27 protein-coding genes are annotated in these 17,884 nt (G+C 30.7%); all 27 read right to left on the bottom strand.

Features of this window, described 5'->3' with window-relative positions; translation table 11 throughout:
* Nucleotides 1-4: 4 nt before the first annotated feature.
* The 27 genes from MARIT_RS13115 to MARIT_RS12985 all read right to left on the bottom strand — a co-directional run bounded on the left by MARIT_RS13115 (nucleotide 5) and on the right by MARIT_RS12985 (nucleotide 17,869).
* On the bottom strand, nucleotides 5-445 hold the full coding sequence (locus tag MARIT_RS13115; RefSeq protein ID WP_024742567.1) for a hypothetical protein: 441 nt from the start codon (nucleotides 443-445) through the stop codon (nucleotides 5-7).
* Nucleotides 429-1,004, bottom strand: a complete 576-nt coding sequence (locus MARIT_RS15620; protein ID WP_100211742.1) for an RHS repeat-associated core domain-containing protein — start codon at nucleotides 1,002-1,004, stop codon at nucleotides 429-431. The genes MARIT_RS13115 and MARIT_RS15620 overlap by 17 nt, the downstream gene beginning before the upstream one ends.
* Before the next feature lie 286 nt (nucleotides 1,005-1,290).
* Nucleotides 1,291-1,941 (bottom strand): hypothetical protein, encoded by a 651-nt coding sequence (locus tag MARIT_RS13105; protein ID WP_100211741.1) that lies wholly within the window; start codon nucleotides 1,939-1,941, stop codon nucleotides 1,291-1,293.
* Entirely contained in the window at nucleotides 1,938-2,558 is a 621-nt protein-coding gene (locus MARIT_RS15700) for a DUF4329 domain-containing protein (protein ID WP_100211740.1), read from the bottom strand. The genes MARIT_RS13105 and MARIT_RS15700 overlap by 4 nt, the downstream gene beginning before the upstream one ends.
* A gap of 298 nt (nucleotides 2,559-2,856) precedes the next feature.
* Nucleotides 2,857-3,576: a barstar family protein gene (locus tag MARIT_RS13095; RefSeq protein WP_100211739.1), complete on the bottom strand. Its 720-nt coding sequence runs from the start codon at nucleotides 3,574-3,576 to the stop codon at nucleotides 2,857-2,859.
* 18 nt (nucleotides 3,577-3,594) lie between these two features.
* Nucleotides 3,595-4,053, bottom strand: a complete 459-nt coding sequence (locus tag MARIT_RS15555) for an RHS repeat-associated core domain-containing protein (protein ID WP_157926309.1) — start codon at nucleotides 4,051-4,053, stop codon at nucleotides 3,595-3,597.
* 13 nt (nucleotides 4,054-4,066) lie between these two features.
* Nucleotides 4,067-4,504, bottom strand: coding sequence for a hypothetical protein (locus MARIT_RS13085; RefSeq protein WP_024742606.1), 438 nt, complete (start codon nucleotides 4,502-4,504; stop codon nucleotides 4,067-4,069).
* Between the two features lie 5 nt (nucleotides 4,505-4,509).
* Nucleotides 4,510-5,148, bottom strand: a complete 639-nt coding sequence (locus tag MARIT_RS13080) for an RHS repeat domain-containing protein (protein ID WP_100211737.1) — start codon at nucleotides 5,146-5,148, stop codon at nucleotides 4,510-4,512.
* 265 nt (nucleotides 5,149-5,413) lie between these two features.
* Nucleotides 5,414-5,779 carry a hypothetical protein gene (locus MARIT_RS13075; RefSeq protein ID WP_100211736.1) on the bottom strand — a complete coding sequence of 122 codons (366 nt, stop codon included), beginning with the start codon at nucleotides 5,777-5,779 and terminating at the stop codon, nucleotides 5,414-5,416.
* Nucleotides 5,780-5,787: 8 nt separating this feature from the next.
* Nucleotides 5,788-6,465, bottom strand: coding sequence for an RHS repeat domain-containing protein (locus tag MARIT_RS13070; RefSeq protein WP_100211735.1), 678 nt, complete (start codon nucleotides 6,463-6,465; stop codon nucleotides 5,788-5,790).
* 221 nt (nucleotides 6,466-6,686) lie between these two features.
* On the bottom strand, nucleotides 6,687-7,091 hold the full coding sequence (locus tag MARIT_RS13065; protein ID WP_024742589.1) for a hypothetical protein: 405 nt from the start codon (nucleotides 7,089-7,091) through the stop codon (nucleotides 6,687-6,689).
* A 165-nt stretch (nucleotides 7,092-7,256) separates the two neighbouring features.
* On the bottom strand, nucleotides 7,257-7,490 hold the full coding sequence (locus MARIT_RS13060; protein WP_024742590.1) for a hypothetical protein: 234 nt from the start codon (nucleotides 7,488-7,490) through the stop codon (nucleotides 7,257-7,259).
* Between the two features lie 15 nt (nucleotides 7,491-7,505).
* Entirely contained in the window at nucleotides 7,506-7,967 is a 462-nt protein-coding gene (locus MARIT_RS13055; protein WP_157926287.1) for an RHS repeat domain-containing protein, read from the bottom strand.
* Nucleotides 7,968-8,277: 310 nt separating this feature from the next.
* On the bottom strand, nucleotides 8,278-8,871 hold the full coding sequence (locus tag MARIT_RS13050; RefSeq protein WP_100211733.1) for a hypothetical protein: 594 nt from the start codon (nucleotides 8,869-8,871) through the stop codon (nucleotides 8,278-8,280).
* Between the two features lie 3 nt (nucleotides 8,872-8,874).
* Nucleotides 8,875-9,495: an RHS repeat-associated core domain-containing protein gene (locus tag MARIT_RS15955; protein WP_231975148.1), complete on the bottom strand. Its 621-nt coding sequence runs from the start codon at nucleotides 9,493-9,495 to the stop codon at nucleotides 8,875-8,877.
* Between the two features lie 260 nt (nucleotides 9,496-9,755).
* Nucleotides 9,756-10,217, bottom strand: a complete 462-nt coding sequence (locus tag MARIT_RS13040) for a hypothetical protein (RefSeq protein ID WP_100211723.1) — start codon at nucleotides 10,215-10,217, stop codon at nucleotides 9,756-9,758.
* A complete protein-coding gene (locus MARIT_RS13035; protein ID WP_157926286.1) occupies nucleotides 10,217-11,494 on the bottom strand; it encodes an RHS repeat domain-containing protein in 1,278 nt (425 codons plus the stop codon). Before MARIT_RS13035 ends, MARIT_RS13040 begins: the two co-directional genes overlap by 1 nt.
* Before the next feature lie 172 nt (nucleotides 11,495-11,666).
* On the bottom strand, nucleotides 11,667-11,936 hold the full coding sequence (locus tag MARIT_RS13030; RefSeq protein ID WP_100211732.1) for an Imm32 family immunity protein: 270 nt from the start codon (nucleotides 11,934-11,936) through the stop codon (nucleotides 11,667-11,669).
* Between the two features lie 5 nt (nucleotides 11,937-11,941).
* Nucleotides 11,942-12,469: an RHS repeat domain-containing protein gene (locus tag MARIT_RS13025; protein WP_167381787.1), complete on the bottom strand. Its 528-nt coding sequence runs from the start codon at nucleotides 12,467-12,469 to the stop codon at nucleotides 11,942-11,944.
* Between the two features lie 261 nt (nucleotides 12,470-12,730).
* Complete coding sequence (locus MARIT_RS13020) at nucleotides 12,731-13,327, bottom strand: hypothetical protein (protein ID WP_100211730.1); 597 nt, start codon at nucleotides 13,325-13,327, stop codon at nucleotides 12,731-12,733.
* Between the two features lie 3 nt (nucleotides 13,328-13,330).
* A complete protein-coding gene (locus tag MARIT_RS13015; RefSeq protein ID WP_157926285.1) occupies nucleotides 13,331-13,882 on the bottom strand; it encodes an RHS repeat-associated core domain-containing protein in 552 nt (183 codons plus the stop codon).
* Between the two features lie 279 nt (nucleotides 13,883-14,161).
* Nucleotides 14,162-14,533 carry a hypothetical protein gene (locus MARIT_RS13010; RefSeq protein WP_100211728.1) on the bottom strand — a complete coding sequence of 124 codons (372 nt, stop codon included), beginning with the start codon at nucleotides 14,531-14,533 and terminating at the stop codon, nucleotides 14,162-14,164.
* Between the two features lie 11 nt (nucleotides 14,534-14,544).
* The gene (locus MARIT_RS16080) at nucleotides 14,545-15,213 is read right to left on the bottom strand and encodes an RHS repeat domain-containing protein (protein WP_167381786.1); all 669 of its coding nucleotides are present in this window, start codon (nucleotides 15,211-15,213) and stop codon (nucleotides 14,545-14,547) included.
* A 267-nt stretch (nucleotides 15,214-15,480) separates the two neighbouring features.
* Nucleotides 15,481-15,753 (bottom strand): immunity protein TriTu family protein, encoded by a 273-nt coding sequence (locus MARIT_RS13000; protein WP_100211726.1) that lies wholly within the window; start codon nucleotides 15,751-15,753, stop codon nucleotides 15,481-15,483.
* Nucleotides 15,754-15,768: 15 nt separating this feature from the next.
* Nucleotides 15,769-16,353, bottom strand: coding sequence for an RHS repeat domain-containing protein (locus MARIT_RS12995; protein WP_157926284.1), 585 nt, complete (start codon nucleotides 16,351-16,353; stop codon nucleotides 15,769-15,771).
* A gap of 300 nt (nucleotides 16,354-16,653) precedes the next feature.
* Nucleotides 16,654-17,286, bottom strand: a complete 633-nt coding sequence (locus tag MARIT_RS12990; RefSeq protein WP_024742601.1) for a hypothetical protein — start codon at nucleotides 17,284-17,286, stop codon at nucleotides 16,654-16,656.
* Between the two features lies 1 nt (nucleotide 17,287).
* The gene (locus MARIT_RS12985) at nucleotides 17,288-17,869 is read right to left on the bottom strand and encodes an RHS repeat domain-containing protein (RefSeq protein ID WP_100211724.1); all 582 of its coding nucleotides are present in this window, start codon (nucleotides 17,867-17,869) and stop codon (nucleotides 17,288-17,290) included.
* Nucleotides 17,870-17,884: the final 15 nt, after the last annotated feature.

Here is a 17,884-nt window from a genome sequence, read left to right as displayed (position 1 = left end):
CTTTCTACCACTCTTCAGGAAAATCAATCCATTTAGGTTCTAATTTGTTTGAGGGTATATTTTTTATTTTTAATTCTATTTTTGATATTTCTTTTAGCAAATTATCTTTTGAAAAACTGTAATTATATATATTTTTTTCAAATTCTATCTTCCATTTTACAAAAGAGTTCTTTAATAAAACATTTACGCCTTCCCATCCACCATCATCAGCTATTCCACTAGCAGATGTGATTATTAAATACTTTCCGCTTTTTGAAATACTATTTTTGATTTCTGAGAAGACAATCATTATCTCCTCAAACCCTTCATTATTTCTGATATTAATACCATCAATTATAATGTCGATATAATAAATATCATTAAATAAAATTCCGTCAAATATTGTAGATGAAACTTGATCTATATAATTTAGCTTAAGTTCAATCTTATTAGTTTCTTGGTACATAAGGAAATTGACTTGACCTTGTTGGGTCTATGTGGTTAATAAATACTCTATGTTTTCCAGTTGGTGTATCTGCCGTACTTATATTGAAATCATAATCTTTTATATACTTTGTAGCATATAAGTTTCCTTCACGGTCAAGTTTTGTCTCAATTTTATCGGGATTTTTCATAGTATCTTCTCTTAGTTTTTTAACATCTATATTTTCTCCAAATTGACTCCTGTTTTTTGTAGAGTTACGACTAGAATCAAATTTATGTTTCTTTGAATGCTCGGTAATAAAATCCACATCATTACTACCTCCGTTCTTTTTTAAATACGTTTTTTCCAGTCCCATTGGGTCAATCCAACCATTAGAATCCCCAACATAATTATAGAACCCATATTCACCACTCAGTAGTCCAATCGGGTCTTTTGAAATATACCTGCCATCAACATCATCATACCACCTAAATCTATTGTAACAGAGTTGGATATCATCATCATATACCTGTCCTTGAAAACGTATGTTACAAAAACCATCTTTACCTACAATACTACGAACTCTTCCGTTTAAATCCAATTCTTGTTCCCATATTTTTTCACCTGTACTGGTGTATGCTTGGGTTGGTGTTCCTAGATGGTCGGTTATTATAGCATATTGCTTACCGTCTTTTATTTTTCCAGAAGGAATAAAAGAACCTTCATCAAATATCCAAGTAATCTTATGGTGTTTAACTATACATTTTTAAAAACTGTCATAACAAAACTAGGCGTTCCACTAAAAAACCACAACTTGCGCTGTGGTTTTTCGTTTTTAGTATTATTTGTTAAAATTACTCGTACTCGGCACGAGTATGATGCTTGCGCTAGCGGAGGGTTAAATATTCTATTTTTTTATTCTCAATATTTACCTTGCCTAAACCACTCCTCATTCCAATATAGAAAATATTATCTATTTTTATTAAAGAGTTTGGATATAGTATGCCGAAAGGGATGTTTTTACATATACTTTTTATTTCCAGATTTATAGTTTTTGTTATTTCAACTATTTCATCCTCCAATAATATATAAAATTTATCATTTTTAATAGTATAAGCTTCGCAAGATTTTTTTAAATCTAAAACTTTTTTATAACTGAACTCTTTATTGTAAAAAAATTCATAAACTTCACCTAAAGAATATCCCATATGATTTAAAGATCTTATAAAATAATAACTACCTTTAAATGAAAAAACATATTTTATATAGGCCTCTTCTATAATCTCCTTATGCTTAGTTAGATTATTAAAAATTTCTATATGTCCTCCAAATTCACCTTTGTATATGTTTTTTATAGTTAAATTATTAAACTCAAAATCTTCCCCTTTATAATTTCTAAAGTGAGTTATTTTGATTTCATCTTTTTCTTCTATAAAAAAATCTTTATTGTTGTTAGGTAGTTTTAGCCAAGCTTTACTTCCTTCTTTAGGAAAAATATTTTTTTTAAAGTCAGAAAGATAAAATTTTTTATAAATCATAATTTTGTAATTATACCATTAGTCATTTGTTTAAAGCCTTCGCTTGGAGTACCTAAATATGAGGTATGTCCAGATGGTGCCATACTGTGAATTCTTTTGTCTGCTGGAGAGAAATTATTGCTATCATAGCCAGGCATTTCAGCTCCATGTGTGTGATAATCACCTACTATCTCTGCATCTTTAGGAACTTTATGTAGAGAACTTTTAGGCATATAGCCTGTTGCACTTCCCTCGGTAGGTCTAGTGGCATGATATTTTCCGTCTTTTTTATAAATAAAACCTCCAAATTCTTTATTCTTTTTTATAGATCTTCTATTAGCATTTTTTAAAACAGCTTTAGCAGCTTTATCTTTTGAATCATATTTTCCATAAGTTTTGCTTTTTAACCCAAACGGATCCACCCAGCTATTACTATCCCCAACATAATTATAGAACCCATATTCACCACTCAGTAGTCCAATCGGGTCTTTTGAAATATACCGTCCATCAACATCATCATACCACCTAAATCTATTGTAACAGAGTTGGATATCATCATCATATACCTGTCCTTGAAAACGTATGTTACAAAAACCATCTTTACCTACAATACTACGAACTCTTCCGTTTAAATCCAATTCTTGTTCCCATATTTTTTCACCTGTACTGGTGTATGCTTGGGTTGGTGTTCCCAGATGGTCGGTTATTATAGCATATTGCTTACCGTCTTTTATTTTTCCAGAAGGAATAAAAGAACCTTCATTAAATATCCAAGTAATCTTATGATGTTTAACTATACGCTTTTAAAAATCGTCATAACCAAACTAGGCATTCCACTAAAAAACCACAACTTGTGTCGTGGTTTTTTGCTTTTAGTATTATTTGTTAAACTTACTCGTGCTCGGCACGAGTATGATGCTTGTACTAGCGGGGGATTTAATTTAAAATTTCATATTTAATTTCATGATAGTCTAAAATATTTAATATTTCATCTCCATAATTAATATTATATTTTTTGGCTGTTTCAGTTTGTTTCATTTTATCTCTAAAAATAATTTTAACATTAGTTACATCTTTTACATCTAATAGACAGTCTTTAAAAGCACTCAAATTATTACCAATATATCCTCTATAACCAAAAAATACCTCTCCTAAATAACAATACATTTCGCTTTCTGAATTTATGTTTTCCAAATCAATATAAATATTACCATTAGATATAAACTCTGTATTGACACTCTTTAAGCGACTACAAGCATATATCCACACTCTTCTTTTGAATTCTGATTTAAAATCACTCCAATGATATGATGACTCATTTTTTTTCCATGAGTAAACTAAATTTGCATAAAAATTATTAGAATACAACTGTATACTACTCTCTGAGTCAACTATGATTTTAATATTTTTAAAATCAACATTCTCTTCATTTAAACTATTTTTTATAACACGAAAACTAATCATTAAATATATCCCATCTGAGATAAAATACTCGCTACCCTCAAATAGCATGGATCTAACATCCTTTTCTAAATTTTTAATATGAATAATATAATGTGCGTTCTTTTTTATAATTTTAAAATAATCAAACTTCACATTAATATCTTCATCATTTGTAATATAAAAATCAAATCTATTATCACCTAACTCACTCATTTATCTTTCTTTTTTATTTTAAGCTTGATAAAGTTTATCAATATCTGTTACAATATTATCATAATGATTAGATGTATAACCATAATCTACAATAGTTTCACCCGACCTTGTTTCTCTAGTTCTTTCTAAAATTCTATATTTATTATTACGTTCTTCTACTTCAAATTCTTTTGAACCGTCCCATTTATCCTGATGAGGCTTACCCTTTCTTTTTTCAAAAATAGTTTGAGATCCATCCCTGTTTCTTCTCGGGACTCCATTACCATCTTTAATATCTTGTTCAGCTTTTCTAAACTTATCTTTTTCTTTATTGCTAAGAGGATTCTTCTTTTTCTTTCCATAGGTCTTAGCTAAGCCAAGAGGGTCAATCCAACCATTAGAATCCCCAACATAATTATAGAACCCATATTCACCACTCAGTAGTCCAATCGGATCTTTAGAGATATACCTGCCATCATCAGGATCGTAATTTCTTATTGTGTCATTATATTCACTGTGGGTTTGAGGTAAGAGCCCCTGAAATTTTTAACAATTTCCCTTTCCTACAGTCAGTATCAAAACAGAATAAAAATAAATTGTTGTTTTCTAATTTAATACAAATCTGATCTAAAAAGCATAATTTTTGATAAAATTCCCACTCTATCTCTAAAAAAAATAAAATATCTAAAAATTGCTTAAGAGTCAGTTTATTTAGGTGATATTTCTTTTGAGCATAAAAAAACATTTCTTCTTCTATCTTCACAACCCACATGTTCAATTTATTTTTATGAAAATAAAACTCTACCTCGTTATAAGAACCAATAATATTATTATCTCTTTCTTGATTTATAAATAATGGTTCTCCTAAAAGAGTTTCCATCTTCTTTAGAGAACTTCCCATAGGGATATCAAATATCGTTGAATCTGTTAAAATATTTGTTAACTCCATCAGTTTTAGTTTAAAATATTATCTATATGATCTACTGTATTCTTTAATCTTTTTACACCGTCGGGATGTTCACCTGTATCTAATTTCAATGCTTTTTTACCTTTTATACTCATATCTTTCAATAAAGTCTTATCATTCTTATTTAATAATTTTTGAATATGAGATACTGCTTTATTATTTTGCTCACTTGTTTTTCCTTTTTGTTTAAACAAACTAGCCTGCAAATTACCATTAACAACTTCAACCTGTACTTCTACATTATTTTTTTTACCAGATGGAGTCTTTAATAACTTCCCTTTAGAATTAACAAAAATATCTATATGGATTCCCTTTTCTAACCAATCAGGAAAAACTCGTTGAACTTTATAACTATTACTCAACCCAAAAACATCTATCCATGTATTCGAATCCCCAACATAGCTATAAAAATTTGCTTCTCGAGATTCAAGTCCAATCGGATCTTTAGAAATATACCTGCCATCATCAGGATCGTAATAACGAAACCTATTATAGGCTAATTCAATCTCTTTATCATAGTATTGCCCTTGATATAGAAAAGGGCAGGGTGCATTACTACCATTAATTACTTTTCCGTTTAAATCTAAAGAGCGTTCCCATACTTGCTCACCTTCCTCATCATACATTTGTGTAGGTGTGCCTAAATGGTTAGCTAAAATACTAAATTTTTTGTTGTCTTTTATTTTTCCAGAAGGAATAAAAGAACCTTCATCAAATATCCAAGTAATCTTATAGTGTTTAACTATACGCTTTTAAAAATCGTCATAACCAAACTAGGCATTCCACTAAAAAACCACAACTTGTGTCGTGGTTTTTTGCTTTTAGTATTATTTGTTAAACTTACTCTTAATCGGCACAAGCATGATGCTTGCGCTAGCGGAGGGGAGTTAATTAAGAAACCATACTTCGTTTATTATAAATACTTAAAGTTAAATTTATATTATCTTTAAAATCGTATTCCTCTAAATACTTATTAGAAATATTAGTAACTATTTTATTTAAAACACTTAGCTTTAAGCTTTCTTCTTCTTCATTTCTAATATGATATTCATCATTAATACAAAGATTTTGTTTCGTTTCTGTAAACAATATATAATTCTCATCCATAAAAAACTCATTATCATCGTATAAATTGACTTTAACAACTGATAACTCTAAATCATTTAAAGGCTTATTTGCTATAATTTTATCACAAACTTCTTTTTGAACATTTAACAATACTCCATAAACTTTATCTTTATCTAAAAAAATCCCCATACTATAATTTATTTTAACAATTGAAAACCATTTTTTCTAAAAAATTTAGCCATTCCAAGTCTTGAATTAGACACTGTTCCATAACCTCCATCACCTAAAACATCTGTTACATGAGTCAAACAACTATTCTTATAAACATCATAGACACCTAAATCCCCTTTATTCATTAGTTCTACTTGTTTTCTCATTGCTCCTTCTGCATCTTCTAAATCAATAACTTTAGTATTTGCCAACTTTAATTGACTTACTCCACTTGAACCTCCCGCATTTACAATTCTTGTAGAACTATGATCTACGGCAGTAATCACTTGATGGGTATGTAATTTATTTCCATTAAATTCTATTTCAATAGAGAAATGTCCTTCAGGATGTCCATTCTCAAACTGCCTTATCGTTGCCTTACCCTTTTTAGAACAATCCAATCCAAACGGATCCACCCAGCTATTAGAATCCCCAACATAATTATAGAACCCATATTCACCACTCAGTAGTCCAATCGGATCTTTTGAAATATACCTGCCATCATCAGGATCGTAATAACGAAACCTATTATAGGCTAATTCAATCTCTTTATCATAGTATTGCCCTTGATATAGAAAAGGGCAGGGTGCATTACTACCGTTAATTACTTTTCCGTTTAAATCTAAAGAACGTTCCCATACTTGCTCCCCTTTCTCATCATACATTTGTGTAGGTGTGCCCAAATGGTTAGCTAAAATACTAAATTGTCATTTTATAAGCTTTCCAAAGCAATTTAAAGAATATACTCTAGAATATAGATTAAAGCATGTATAAAACTAAAATTTTTGAAAGAAAGCCTTCTGAAAAGTAATTTCAGAAGGTTTCTTTCTTTTTAAATTTATAGCCTCTTGCTCCTCCTGCGGAACTGATTAGGAATCTACCCTTATTAGCTTAAAAAGTATATTTCCACAAGATAGTCATTGTTAAAAATTAATTTGACATTTTGTTCTAAAATTATCAACTCACCCTTAGCTTCTTTTGTTATAGGTATTTTATTTGTTTTTAATTCACTCAGAATACTATCATAGCTAAAATCGGCTATTTTTATACAATTACCAGATGGTTTATCTATTTCAATCTGAATTGTGTCTAGCGAATTATTTATAAATGTATATTCTACATTCATATAGGACAGTAAATAAAAATATTTATTTTTTATTTCATTAAAATCAAGCCCAGTAAAATATTTTTTTACATGATTTAAATTATCCCCTAATTTAAAGCTTAAAACATTTTTATCCTCTATGAATTTAATTAGTTTGCTAATTTCACTTATATCTATAACGTTCATTTATATCAGAATTAGTTATATTATATTTTTATCTATGAAATGTAATTCAGCAGCCCTCCCTCTCAGCTAAATCAGAATTTTCATGTTTACCAAAAGAATTAATGTCTGCTGGAGATGCGACATGTGTCGTGCCTGTAACACTTTCTACTACCGTATTTTTTGTAATTAGTTTTTTGTAGCTATAATTACATCAACTTCACCTCTATATTTTTTGATAACATCTGAAAGATGAGTATGGCATAATTCAGTAATATCTTCTGCATCCTTATGCGTTTTTTTTATTTTTTGTAAAAAGGTTATTACATCTTCTATTTCATTAATTGATAATAGAAGAGTAACTTCTCTTAATTCTGAAGGGCTTTCTAAATGAGTGCCTTTAATATAACCGTATGCTTTCATAATGTTCTTTATTTATTAACTTTCCCATCCAAATTGTTTTAACCACTTTTTAGTTTTATTTGATGGATTCGGAATTCCTCTATGTTTATCGTGAATAGTTCCATCATTATTTAAAGATGTACCATCCATAAAATGCACATGAGGTTTTTGACCTGGAATATGAGGATTGTCAAATCTGTCAATTTCTTTTGGAGCTTGTCCTTTTTCTTTTTTCTTCTGCATTGATCCTGCACTATAAGTTTTTAACCCAAACGGATCCACCCAACCATTTGAATCATCAACATAATTGTAAAACCCAAACTCCCCACTTGCCAACCCAATCGGGTCTTTTGAAATATACCTGCCATCAACATCATCATACCACCTAAATCTATTGTAACAGAGTTGGATATCATCATCATATACCTGTCCTTGAAAACGTATGTTACAAAAACCATCTTTACCTACAATACTACGAACTCTTCCGTTTAAATCCAATTCTTGTTCCCATATTTTTTCACCTGTACTGGTGTATGCTTGGGTTGGTGTTCCTAGATGGTCGGTTATTATAGCATATTGCTTACCGTCTTTTATTTTTCCAGAAGGAATAAAAGAACCTTCATCAAATATCCAAGTAATCTTATGGTGTTTAACTATACGCTTTTAAAAATCGTCATAACCAAACCAGACATTCCACTAAAAAACCACAACTTGTGTCGTGGTTTTTTGCTTTTAGTATTATTTGTTAAAATTACTCGTACTTGGCACAAGCATGATGCTTGCACTAGTGGGGAAGAGGAATGAGTAATTAATTTATTAATTTTAACTCTAAATCTAATTTATTACTTAATTGTAAATTATTAAACTCTTCATTTATATAATCAAATAAAGATAAATACTTCTCTTGGTCTTTTAATCTTAGTGTAAGGCGAAAATTATCACTTTCTTCTTTTAAAATAAAATTCTCATTGGATTCAAGGTTACCTAAAAGTATTTGGTTAAAAAAGACTTCCATACTGTATATACTTATGTTGGAAATATCTATATTGATACGATTTTTTGTGTTTTGTTTAAGCTCTAAATGCTCTGGTAATAAATATAAAATATACATTGGGTAATTAGCTTTATTAATAAAATCAACTTTATTAGTCGTCATTTTATAATCTATAGTAAATTTAAAACCCAAGCGATTAGGAGGAATGTGTCTTACACCAGCTTCAGTTAATATATCATGTAAAATCTCTTCTATTTCTGATTCTACATAGTCATTAATCTCTTTTGTTAGAAAGAAATAAGTAACTTCATACTTGGAAGTAAAATAAACCCCAACAGAAATAATTTCGTTGGGTAGGCTTCCTTGAAGTTCTGTAACACTTATACTTAGTAGTTTTATATCTAGCATTATTTATACGTTTTGGGGAGTTATGTGAACTTTGTTTTTACCATACTTTATAGAACCAAAATTAGCATCCCCCATTACTTCTCCTGTTTTTGAGTCAATAAGGGTTCCTATTTTCTTTTTAAAATTAATCAAGACACTTTTTGTTCCTTCATTATGAGAAATAACATCAAATCTTCCATTATGGAAATCATTTAACAAATTTTGAGGGTCTTCTGTTAATATACTTTTATATTTTTTATTCTGTTCAACGATTACCTTATACTCATTACTACCTAGTATATGTTTATTTTGGGGACCAGTAGCAATTTTATCTCCTACGATTGTGCGGTCTATTTCAATAGGTCTGTAAGTTTTTTCCAGTCCCATTGGGTCAATCCAACCATTAGAATCCCCAACATAATTATAGAACCCATATTCACCACTCAGTAGTCCAATCGGATCTTTAGAAATATACCTGCCATCATCAGGATCGTAATAACGAAACCTATTATAGGCTAATTCAATCTCTTTATCATAGTATTGCCCTTGATATAGAAAAGGGCAGGGTGCATTACTACCGTTAATTACTTTTCCGTTTAAATCTAAAGAGCGTTCCCATACTTGCTCCCCTTCCTCATCATACATTTGTGTAGGTGTGCCTAAATGGTTAGCTAAAATACTAAATTTTTTGTTGTCTTTTATTTTTCCAGAAGGAATAAAAGAACCTTCATCAAATATCCAAGTAATCTTATGGTGTTTAACTATACGCTTTTAAAAATCGTCATAACCAAACTAGGCATTCCACTAAAAAACCACAACTTGTGTCGTGGTTTTTTGCTTTTAGTATTATTTGTTAAACTTACTCGTGCTCGGCACGGAATACAATTCCGCCCTAGCGTGGTTTTTTAAGTTTTCCACCAATCTTCTTTCATAACAAACATTTCGGTAAGTAATAAGTCTTTGGGTAATTGATCTACATAATCCAAATGACTATACTCTTCAGGAACATTATAACCGACTCCAAAATCTTTGTTTACCATTAATGTACCGTGTAGAAAAATTTGATATTCACTTTTTTTAATAATTTGATCAACTGTCATATTTGGATAAAAAATGTCATTATACCGACCTTCATATCCATTAGAACAGAATATAGCTTTAACTATTCCTTTAGTTGAAGCTACTATTTTGATTATACCTTTATCAATTATATATCTAATTACAGGTACCGGATTGTTACTGAAATCCTGTATATCTAATTCATAACCTTTTGTGTACACTTCTGATAGAATATCATCTATCGTATTTCCAATATGTATCCCCGCTATAGACTTGCCGGATACAATTTTTTCTTTAAAATTTATCATTACATTGGATTCATTAAAACTTTATCCACAAATACAGGGGAGTCAGTTATTTTATCAAAATTTTCAAATCCCTTTGGACCTACTCTACCATATATAACATCTTGTCCTTTTTCAATTTTATAAACCTTCCAATAGTCTGTTTTATGGATATTTGATTGAGGAGCAACCGCTCCTGGATGGTAATCAAGTATATATGTATCTCCTGATTTTGTTGTTCTAGTAAATACAGTATGTTGAATTTTATCAGGGAATGCTGCTTGTGGATTTGACTTAGTCCAGCCTTGCTTGATTAAGTCAGCTTCTAAATCAGAGGCTTTTTTTCCAGAAAGTTTCTCCAAAATTCGATTTGTAATATTTAATTTCTTGTCGAATGCCTTCTTTCCATAAGTCTTAGCTAAGCCTAATGCATCAATTTCAATATTCGAGTCTCCAACATAGCTATAAAAATTTGCTTCTCGAGATTCAAGTCCAATCGGGTCTTTAGAAATATACCTGCCATCATCAGGATCGTAATAACGAAACCTATTATAGGCTAATTCAATCTCTTTATCATAGTATTGCCCTTGATATAGAAAAGGGCAGGGTGCATTACTACCATTAATTACTTTTCCGTTTAAATCTAAAGAACGTTCCCATACTTGCTCCCCTTCCTCATCATACATTTGTGTAGGTGTGCCCAAATGGTTAGCTAAAATACTAAATTTTTTGTTGTCTTTTATTTTTCCAGAAGGAATAAAAGAACCTTCATTAAATATCCAAGTAATCTTATGATGTTTAACTATCTTATCAGCTCGTATGCCTTCGTCAGTATAGTGGCGTTGTTGGTACTGTTTCCATTCGTGTAAAGGTACATGGCCATTCCATACCCAGCATGTTGTGGTCTTTTTAAATTCTTTGCTTATTCTTCTGCCTAATGGGTCGTATTTAAAAGAAACCTTTTCCTTATCAGGTCGTATGACTTCTTGTAGCATACCAGCATCGTTCCATTTGTATTTCCAATGTTGGGTTTTGCTTTCAAACAGTCCCTTTTTCTTTTTGTATTTTTCTATTAAGTTTCCTACATCATCATATTTATAATGCCAGTTGCCTTTTTTTTCTAAACGGTTACGGTAGTTATAAGTACGGTCCTTTTTATTAGGGCTATCAAATAGGTTTCCTACCTTATCCGCCGTTCGGTGCTGTACGGTTCCGTTGCCAAACTTAGCATAAGTTAAGTGCCCTGTTTTACTATATTGAAATTCCGTAGTTCCAGTAGCACTGTCTATAATGCTTTGCAATCGGTCATTAACCCCCCAACGGTATTGGCGGTGGTGTTTGCGATTGCCTCCACCAGTTACCTGTTGCCCTGTTAATCGGCCTATATTGTCATAGCTACTTTGTTGGCTAATGCCCCCTAATAATTTTCGGTTGGTTTTTTTACCATAATTAAGATGTTGAATAAATAATGAATTAAACTTCCTTTTTTGATATCTGGAAAGTTTTATTCTCTTTGTTTATTTCATAAAGTTCATCTAAATGAATATGAAATCCATCTTTTCTTTCTGAACCGGCAACGCCTAAAAGAGCTTTTGCTAATAATTTCAAGCCTTTTCTATTCCCCACTATTTCAATATTTTTTTCATTGTCTAAATTAAAAGTTAAATTTGACTTCTTTTTTATCTTAATTTGAGGTATATCAGAATCGTTATACTTGACGGATAGTGTTTTTGTTTTTTTCATAAGGATTAATAATCTATTGCTTTTTGAACAGCACTTTGTACTGAAGAATCTTTTTTCAGTTTGTTAGGTAAATGAGACAGAGCATCATTTAAATTCATATTAGTAATATTAATATATTGTTCTTTTTTTCCGCCGCCTCTATCTATATGTATATGAGGTCCGTGGCTATCAACATGAACTTCTACTTGATAATTTTTTATTTTTCGTCTACTAAGAATAGTTACACTAGCAAATACTTTTCCGTGCTTTTTACTATTATAACCTGCCAACCCAAAAACATCTATCCATGTATTCGAATCCCCAACATAGCTATAAAAATTTGCTTCTTGAGATTCAAGTCCAATCGGGTCTTTAGAAATATACCTGCCATCATCAGGATCGTAATAACGAAACCTATTATAGGCTAATTCAATCTCTTTATCATAGTATTGCCCTTGATATAGAAAAGGGCAGGGTGCATTACTACCATTAATTACTTTTCCGTTTAAATCTAAAGAGCGTTCCCATACTTGCTCACCTTCCTCATCATACATTTGTGTAGGTGTGCCTAAATGGTTAGCTAAAATACTAAATTTTTTGTTGTCTTTTATTTTTCCAGAAGGAATAAAAGAACCTTCATCAAATATCCAAGTAATCTTATGGTGTTTAACTATACGCTTTTAAAAATCGTCATAACCAAACTAGGCATTCCACTAAAAAACCACAACTTGTGTCGTGGTTTTTTGCTTTTAGTATTATTTGTTAAAATTACTCGTGCTCGGCACGAGTATGATGCTTGCGCTAGCGGAGGGGAGTTACCAAGATTTCAAATTATCAATAGAGTTTAATTCTGAGTAGTTAATCTCATTTTCTACGCAAAACTCCTTTATTTTACTCCAAATTTCCTCGTTAAAAAACAACATTGTTTGACCACCTTCAGGTGAGTATTTAACATTAAGAAAAAAATTAGGATTAATGTCCAATAGTTTATTTATTTTTTTAGAATTGAATTTTTTTTCTTGTATAAGATCAAATATAAATGGAGTATTTAATGGAGTGGTTGGCTTTCCAAACCTTTCAAAAAGTAAATTTTTCTTTTTTAGACTGAAATATTTTTTCAATTCGATTTCCTGTTCTTCAATGAATGAATTGTCATAATAGAATGAAACTCCAAACATTGATTGTAAACCTTCTTTAAAAATAGTACCATTCCATAGTTTAATATTTGAAAAAAGTATATCAGTCAACTTTTTTGCTTTTATTGTATTAAAGCCATAAGGTCCAATCCCATTATTATCAATACTATATTGATAGCTAACAGCGTATGGTGTTATTGATAAATCTTCCGAGTCATCAAAATAATCAATATAATTTGGTATTGGATATTTAAATATTTTTTCAGCTTGATTCATAATCTAGTATGTAATTATAATACTTTCCCCTGATGAACTCGTAGAGTGAAAATGACCTGAATCATGATGTAATGCATGATCGTCATTATGACCGTCAGGATGTTCTTCCCAATAATTCTGGGTATTCTTCTTATTTTCCTCTCCTAATTTAGTTTTACGTGTAGTCCTTTGCTTAGACTTCATACTTTCCCAGTTTATTCCTCTACTAGTGTAGTTCAATCTTTCTAAAGGAATGTCTTCTTTTAAATACTTTGGAATAGCAGCATGTTCTTTTGCTTTTTGCTTTGCTTCACTTCTAGAAGTTGCATGATACGTTTTTGTAAGCTCAAACGGATCCACCCAACCATTAGAATCCCCAACATAATTATAGAACCCATATTCACCACTCAGTAGTCCAATCGGGTCTTTTGAAATATACCGTCCATCAAGATCATCATACCACCTAAATCTATTGTAACAGAGTTGGATATCATCATCATATACCTGTCCTTGAAAACGTATGTTACAAAAACCATCTTTACCTACAATACTACGAACTCTTCCGTTTAAATCCAATTCTTGTTCCCATATTTTTTCACCTGTACTGGTGTATGCTTGGGTTGGTGTTCCTAGATGGTCGGTTATTATAGCATATTGCTTACCGTCTTTTATTTTTCCAGAAGGAATAAAAGAACCTTCATCAAATATTCAAGTAATCTTATGGTGTTTAACTATACGCTTTTAAAAACTGTTATAACCAAACTAGGCATTCCACTAAAAAACCACAACTTGCGCTGTGGTTTTTTGTTTTTAGTATTATTTGTTAAAATTACTCGTGCTCGGCACTAGTTTAAACTAGCGAGAGCAGGTGTTCTTAGTTTTATATAAGCTGATGCTTTTACTTATATCTGTAAGATATTTATAGTTTTTTAACTGACTTGCTAAAAGCCCTCCTGTCCTATTTTTGATAATTTCTATCTTTTTTTCGTCATTATCATTTCTTATATGATATTCAAAAAACAGCGAATGTTTATCAATGAAATCTTTAAAGAATAAATAATTAGAATCAAATAAAAACTCTTCTTTATCATAAAAACTTACCTTAATAATGCCCAAATCAGAATCCTTTAATGGTGTATTATTCTTTATTGCATCACAAATTTCTTTTTGAAAATGAGTAATCATATTGTCTGAAAAATTTGTTTTTAAATTATAATATAAAGCCATAATTTTAATATTTACAATCCTCCGAAACCTAATCTTTTAGCAAATACAAATAATCCTCTTTCATTTCTTAAAACAGGTGAATTACCACCTGCTTCCATTACATCTGCTACATGCGTCAAACAACTGTTTTCAGTTTCTATATAAAGACCTAAATCGCCCTTATTCATTAAATCTTTTTGTTTAACCATTGCATTTTCTGCATTAGGTATTTCAATAGTTTTACTGTTTGCTAATTTACTGCTAGGACTATATATATCTGCATCCACAATTCTTGTAGAACTTTTATCCGGAGATGTTATAACTTGATGAGTATGTAATTTCTTTCCATTAAATTCTATTTCAATAGAGAAATGTCCTGCTCTCCCTTCTCCATGAAACTGCCTTATCGTTGCCTTACCTTTTTTAGAACAATCTAACCCAAAAACATCAACCCACGTATTACTATCTTTTACATACGCATACAAATTCGGGTTGTTACCCAATAACCCAATCGGGTCTTTTGAAATATACCTGCCATCATCAGGATCGTAATAACGAAACCTATTATAGGCTAATTCAATCTCTTTATCATAGTATTGCCCTTGATATAGAAAAGGGCAGGGTGCATTACTACCATTAATTACTTTTCCGTTTAAATCTAAAGAACGTTCCCATACTTGCTCACCTCCCTCATCATACATTTGTGTAGGTGTGCCTAAATGGTTAGCTAAAATACTAAATTTTTTGTTGTCTTTTATTTTTCCAGAAGGAATAAAAGAACCTTCATCAAATATCCAAGTAATCTTATGGTGTTTAACTATACGCTTTTAAAAATCGTCATAACCAAACTAGGCATTCCACTAAAAAACCACAACTTGTGTCGTGGTTTTTTGCTTTTAGTATTATTTGTTAAACTTACTCGTGCTCGGCACGGAATACAATTCCGCCCTAGCGGGTAATTATTGGCTTTAATTATTATAAAATTCATTGAATATTAATTTCAATTCACCTATCTCTTTAAACTCTTGTCGCTTTAACACATTAAACTGTTCCGATTCAATTATTATAGATTCATACACACAGCTAAAATCATCCCAAACAGTAAATCTTTTAATTTCAATATCATTTTCAAAATCAATAACAATGCTCTGTTTATCAATGTCTTTTGGAGATTCTTTAATATCTTTTTTATCTATTGGGAAAGTGTCAGTTACCCAGTTTTTAAATTCTTTTAACCACATATATATTAATAATTATTATCCACAACTTATTTTCTTAATCTTTCCATCAATCTTTTCAGCTTTTACATTAATGTTTTCAACTTTGGGTAATTCAGGTACAGGAATTCCTTTCTTTTTTGCTAAACGACCTTCTAAAGAATTTGGACCTATTATTTTAGCCCACCCATCATTGGTTGGAACTAATGTGCTTTTAGGAACATCAAACTCAACATATTTAGTACCATTTTTGGCTTGTTTACCAAAAGCATCAATATTAGCTGGGGAAGCTACATGTGTTGTTCCTGTAACACTCTCAATAACTTTATTTGTTGAAAGCATTTGATCCAATTCAACTTGGGACATCCAACGCCCAACGGGAATCATTTCTAACCCAAAAACATCAATCCAACCATTAGAATCCCCAACATAATTATAGAACCCATATTCACCACTCAGTAGTCCAATCGGGTCTTTTGCAATATACCGTCCATCAAGATCATCATACCACCTAAATCTATTGTAACAGAGTTGGATATCATCATCATATACCTGTCCTTGAAAACGTATGTTACAAAAACCATCTTTACCTACAATACTACGAACTCTTCCGTTTAAATCCAATTCTTGTTCCCATATTTTTTCACCTGTACTGGTGTATGCTTGGGTTGGTGTTCCTAGATGGTCGGTTATTATAGCATATTGCTTACCGTCTTTTATTTTTCCAGAAGGAATAAAAGAACCTTCATCAAATATCCAAGTAATCTTATGGTGTTTAACTATACGCTTTTAAAAATCGTCATAACCAAACTAGGCATTCCACTAAAAAACCACAACTTGTGTCGTGGTTTTTTGTTTTTAGTATTATTTGTTAAACTTACTCGTACTTGGCACAAGCATGATGTTTGCGCTAGCGAGGGATTTTTAAAGTTCTAATTCTTCTTTTAAAAATTCTAATTCTTCTTCTAATAAATGACATATTTCATTATTAATTATATCTTTTTTTTCTAAAGAAATCTCTATTTCATTTATAAGGTTTATTAATTCTGTGTCATCATCTTGATTATAAGTATAGATTTTAAAAAATAGAGGTATAACTTTTTCATTATTAAATGAACTTTTTATTTTATTAAAATTAAATTTCGAAACATCCTTTAATATAATGTAATGCAATTGCATTTTGTCATCGAATAAAGCAAATACATTTTTTGAGAACATTTTGTAAATCAAAGAAGAGTTAATCAAATTATCAAGTGTACTATTAGTGTAGGAAAAAATAATATCATCTTTGTACAAAAATTGACAATGGTTATTTAAAATCTTATTTGTATTAAATAACGATTCCTTAATTACAAAAGGCTGAATGCCTTTAGGAATGGCAGCTAAGATTTGGGGTTCTTTTTTTAAGACTTTCGAACCTACATTATGTAATAATTGAATTTTGATACTACATATATTTTCTGATTCGTCTACTCCAAAATAATCTTGGATATCTCCTATGTATTTTTTAGGTAACCCCCATTCAATAATAAAAGTTCTATCTATTATCTTATTCATTTTATTCTATTTGGATAAGAGCGTTTCTATTTTGTAAATTACTTAAATTAACAGCATTTCCATCCATGTCAGATGCACCATAGCTAGTAATCAACTTATTTTCTTTAGTATTTACAACTACAACATCTCCATCTTTATGGAAAACTAGATTGGTATTGTTGTTGTGGTATAAAACGGCATCAGGATCATCAAGAACTTCTTTCATTCTATCTTTACTCATACCGTGCTTATCTAAATGCCCATTACTTGCTTCATCTAATGATCCATTTTTACGGTATTTGTCAAGTTTCTTTTTCCCTCTAGCGTAACTTTTAGATAGACCTAAAATATCAGTATAAGTATTCGGATCCCCAACATAATTATAGAACCCATATTCACCACTCAGTAGTCCAATCGGGTCTTTAGAAATATACCTGCCATCATCAGGATCGTAATAACGAAACCTATTATAGGCTAATTCAATCTCTTTATCATAGTATTGCCCTTGATATAGAAAAGGGCAGGGTGCATTACTACCATTAATTACTTTTCCGTTTAAATCTAAAGAACGTTCCCATACTTGCTCCCCTTCCTCATCATACATTTGTGTAGGTGTGCC

This window comes from Tenacibaculum maritimum NCIMB 2154 (assembly GCF_900119795.1).
Taxonomy (GTDB): Bacteria; Bacteroidota; Bacteroidia; order Flavobacteriales; family Flavobacteriaceae; genus Polaribacter; species Polaribacter maritimus.
Note: the sequence above shows the minus strand (reverse complement) of the source record. Positions and strands in the feature narration are given on the sequence as shown.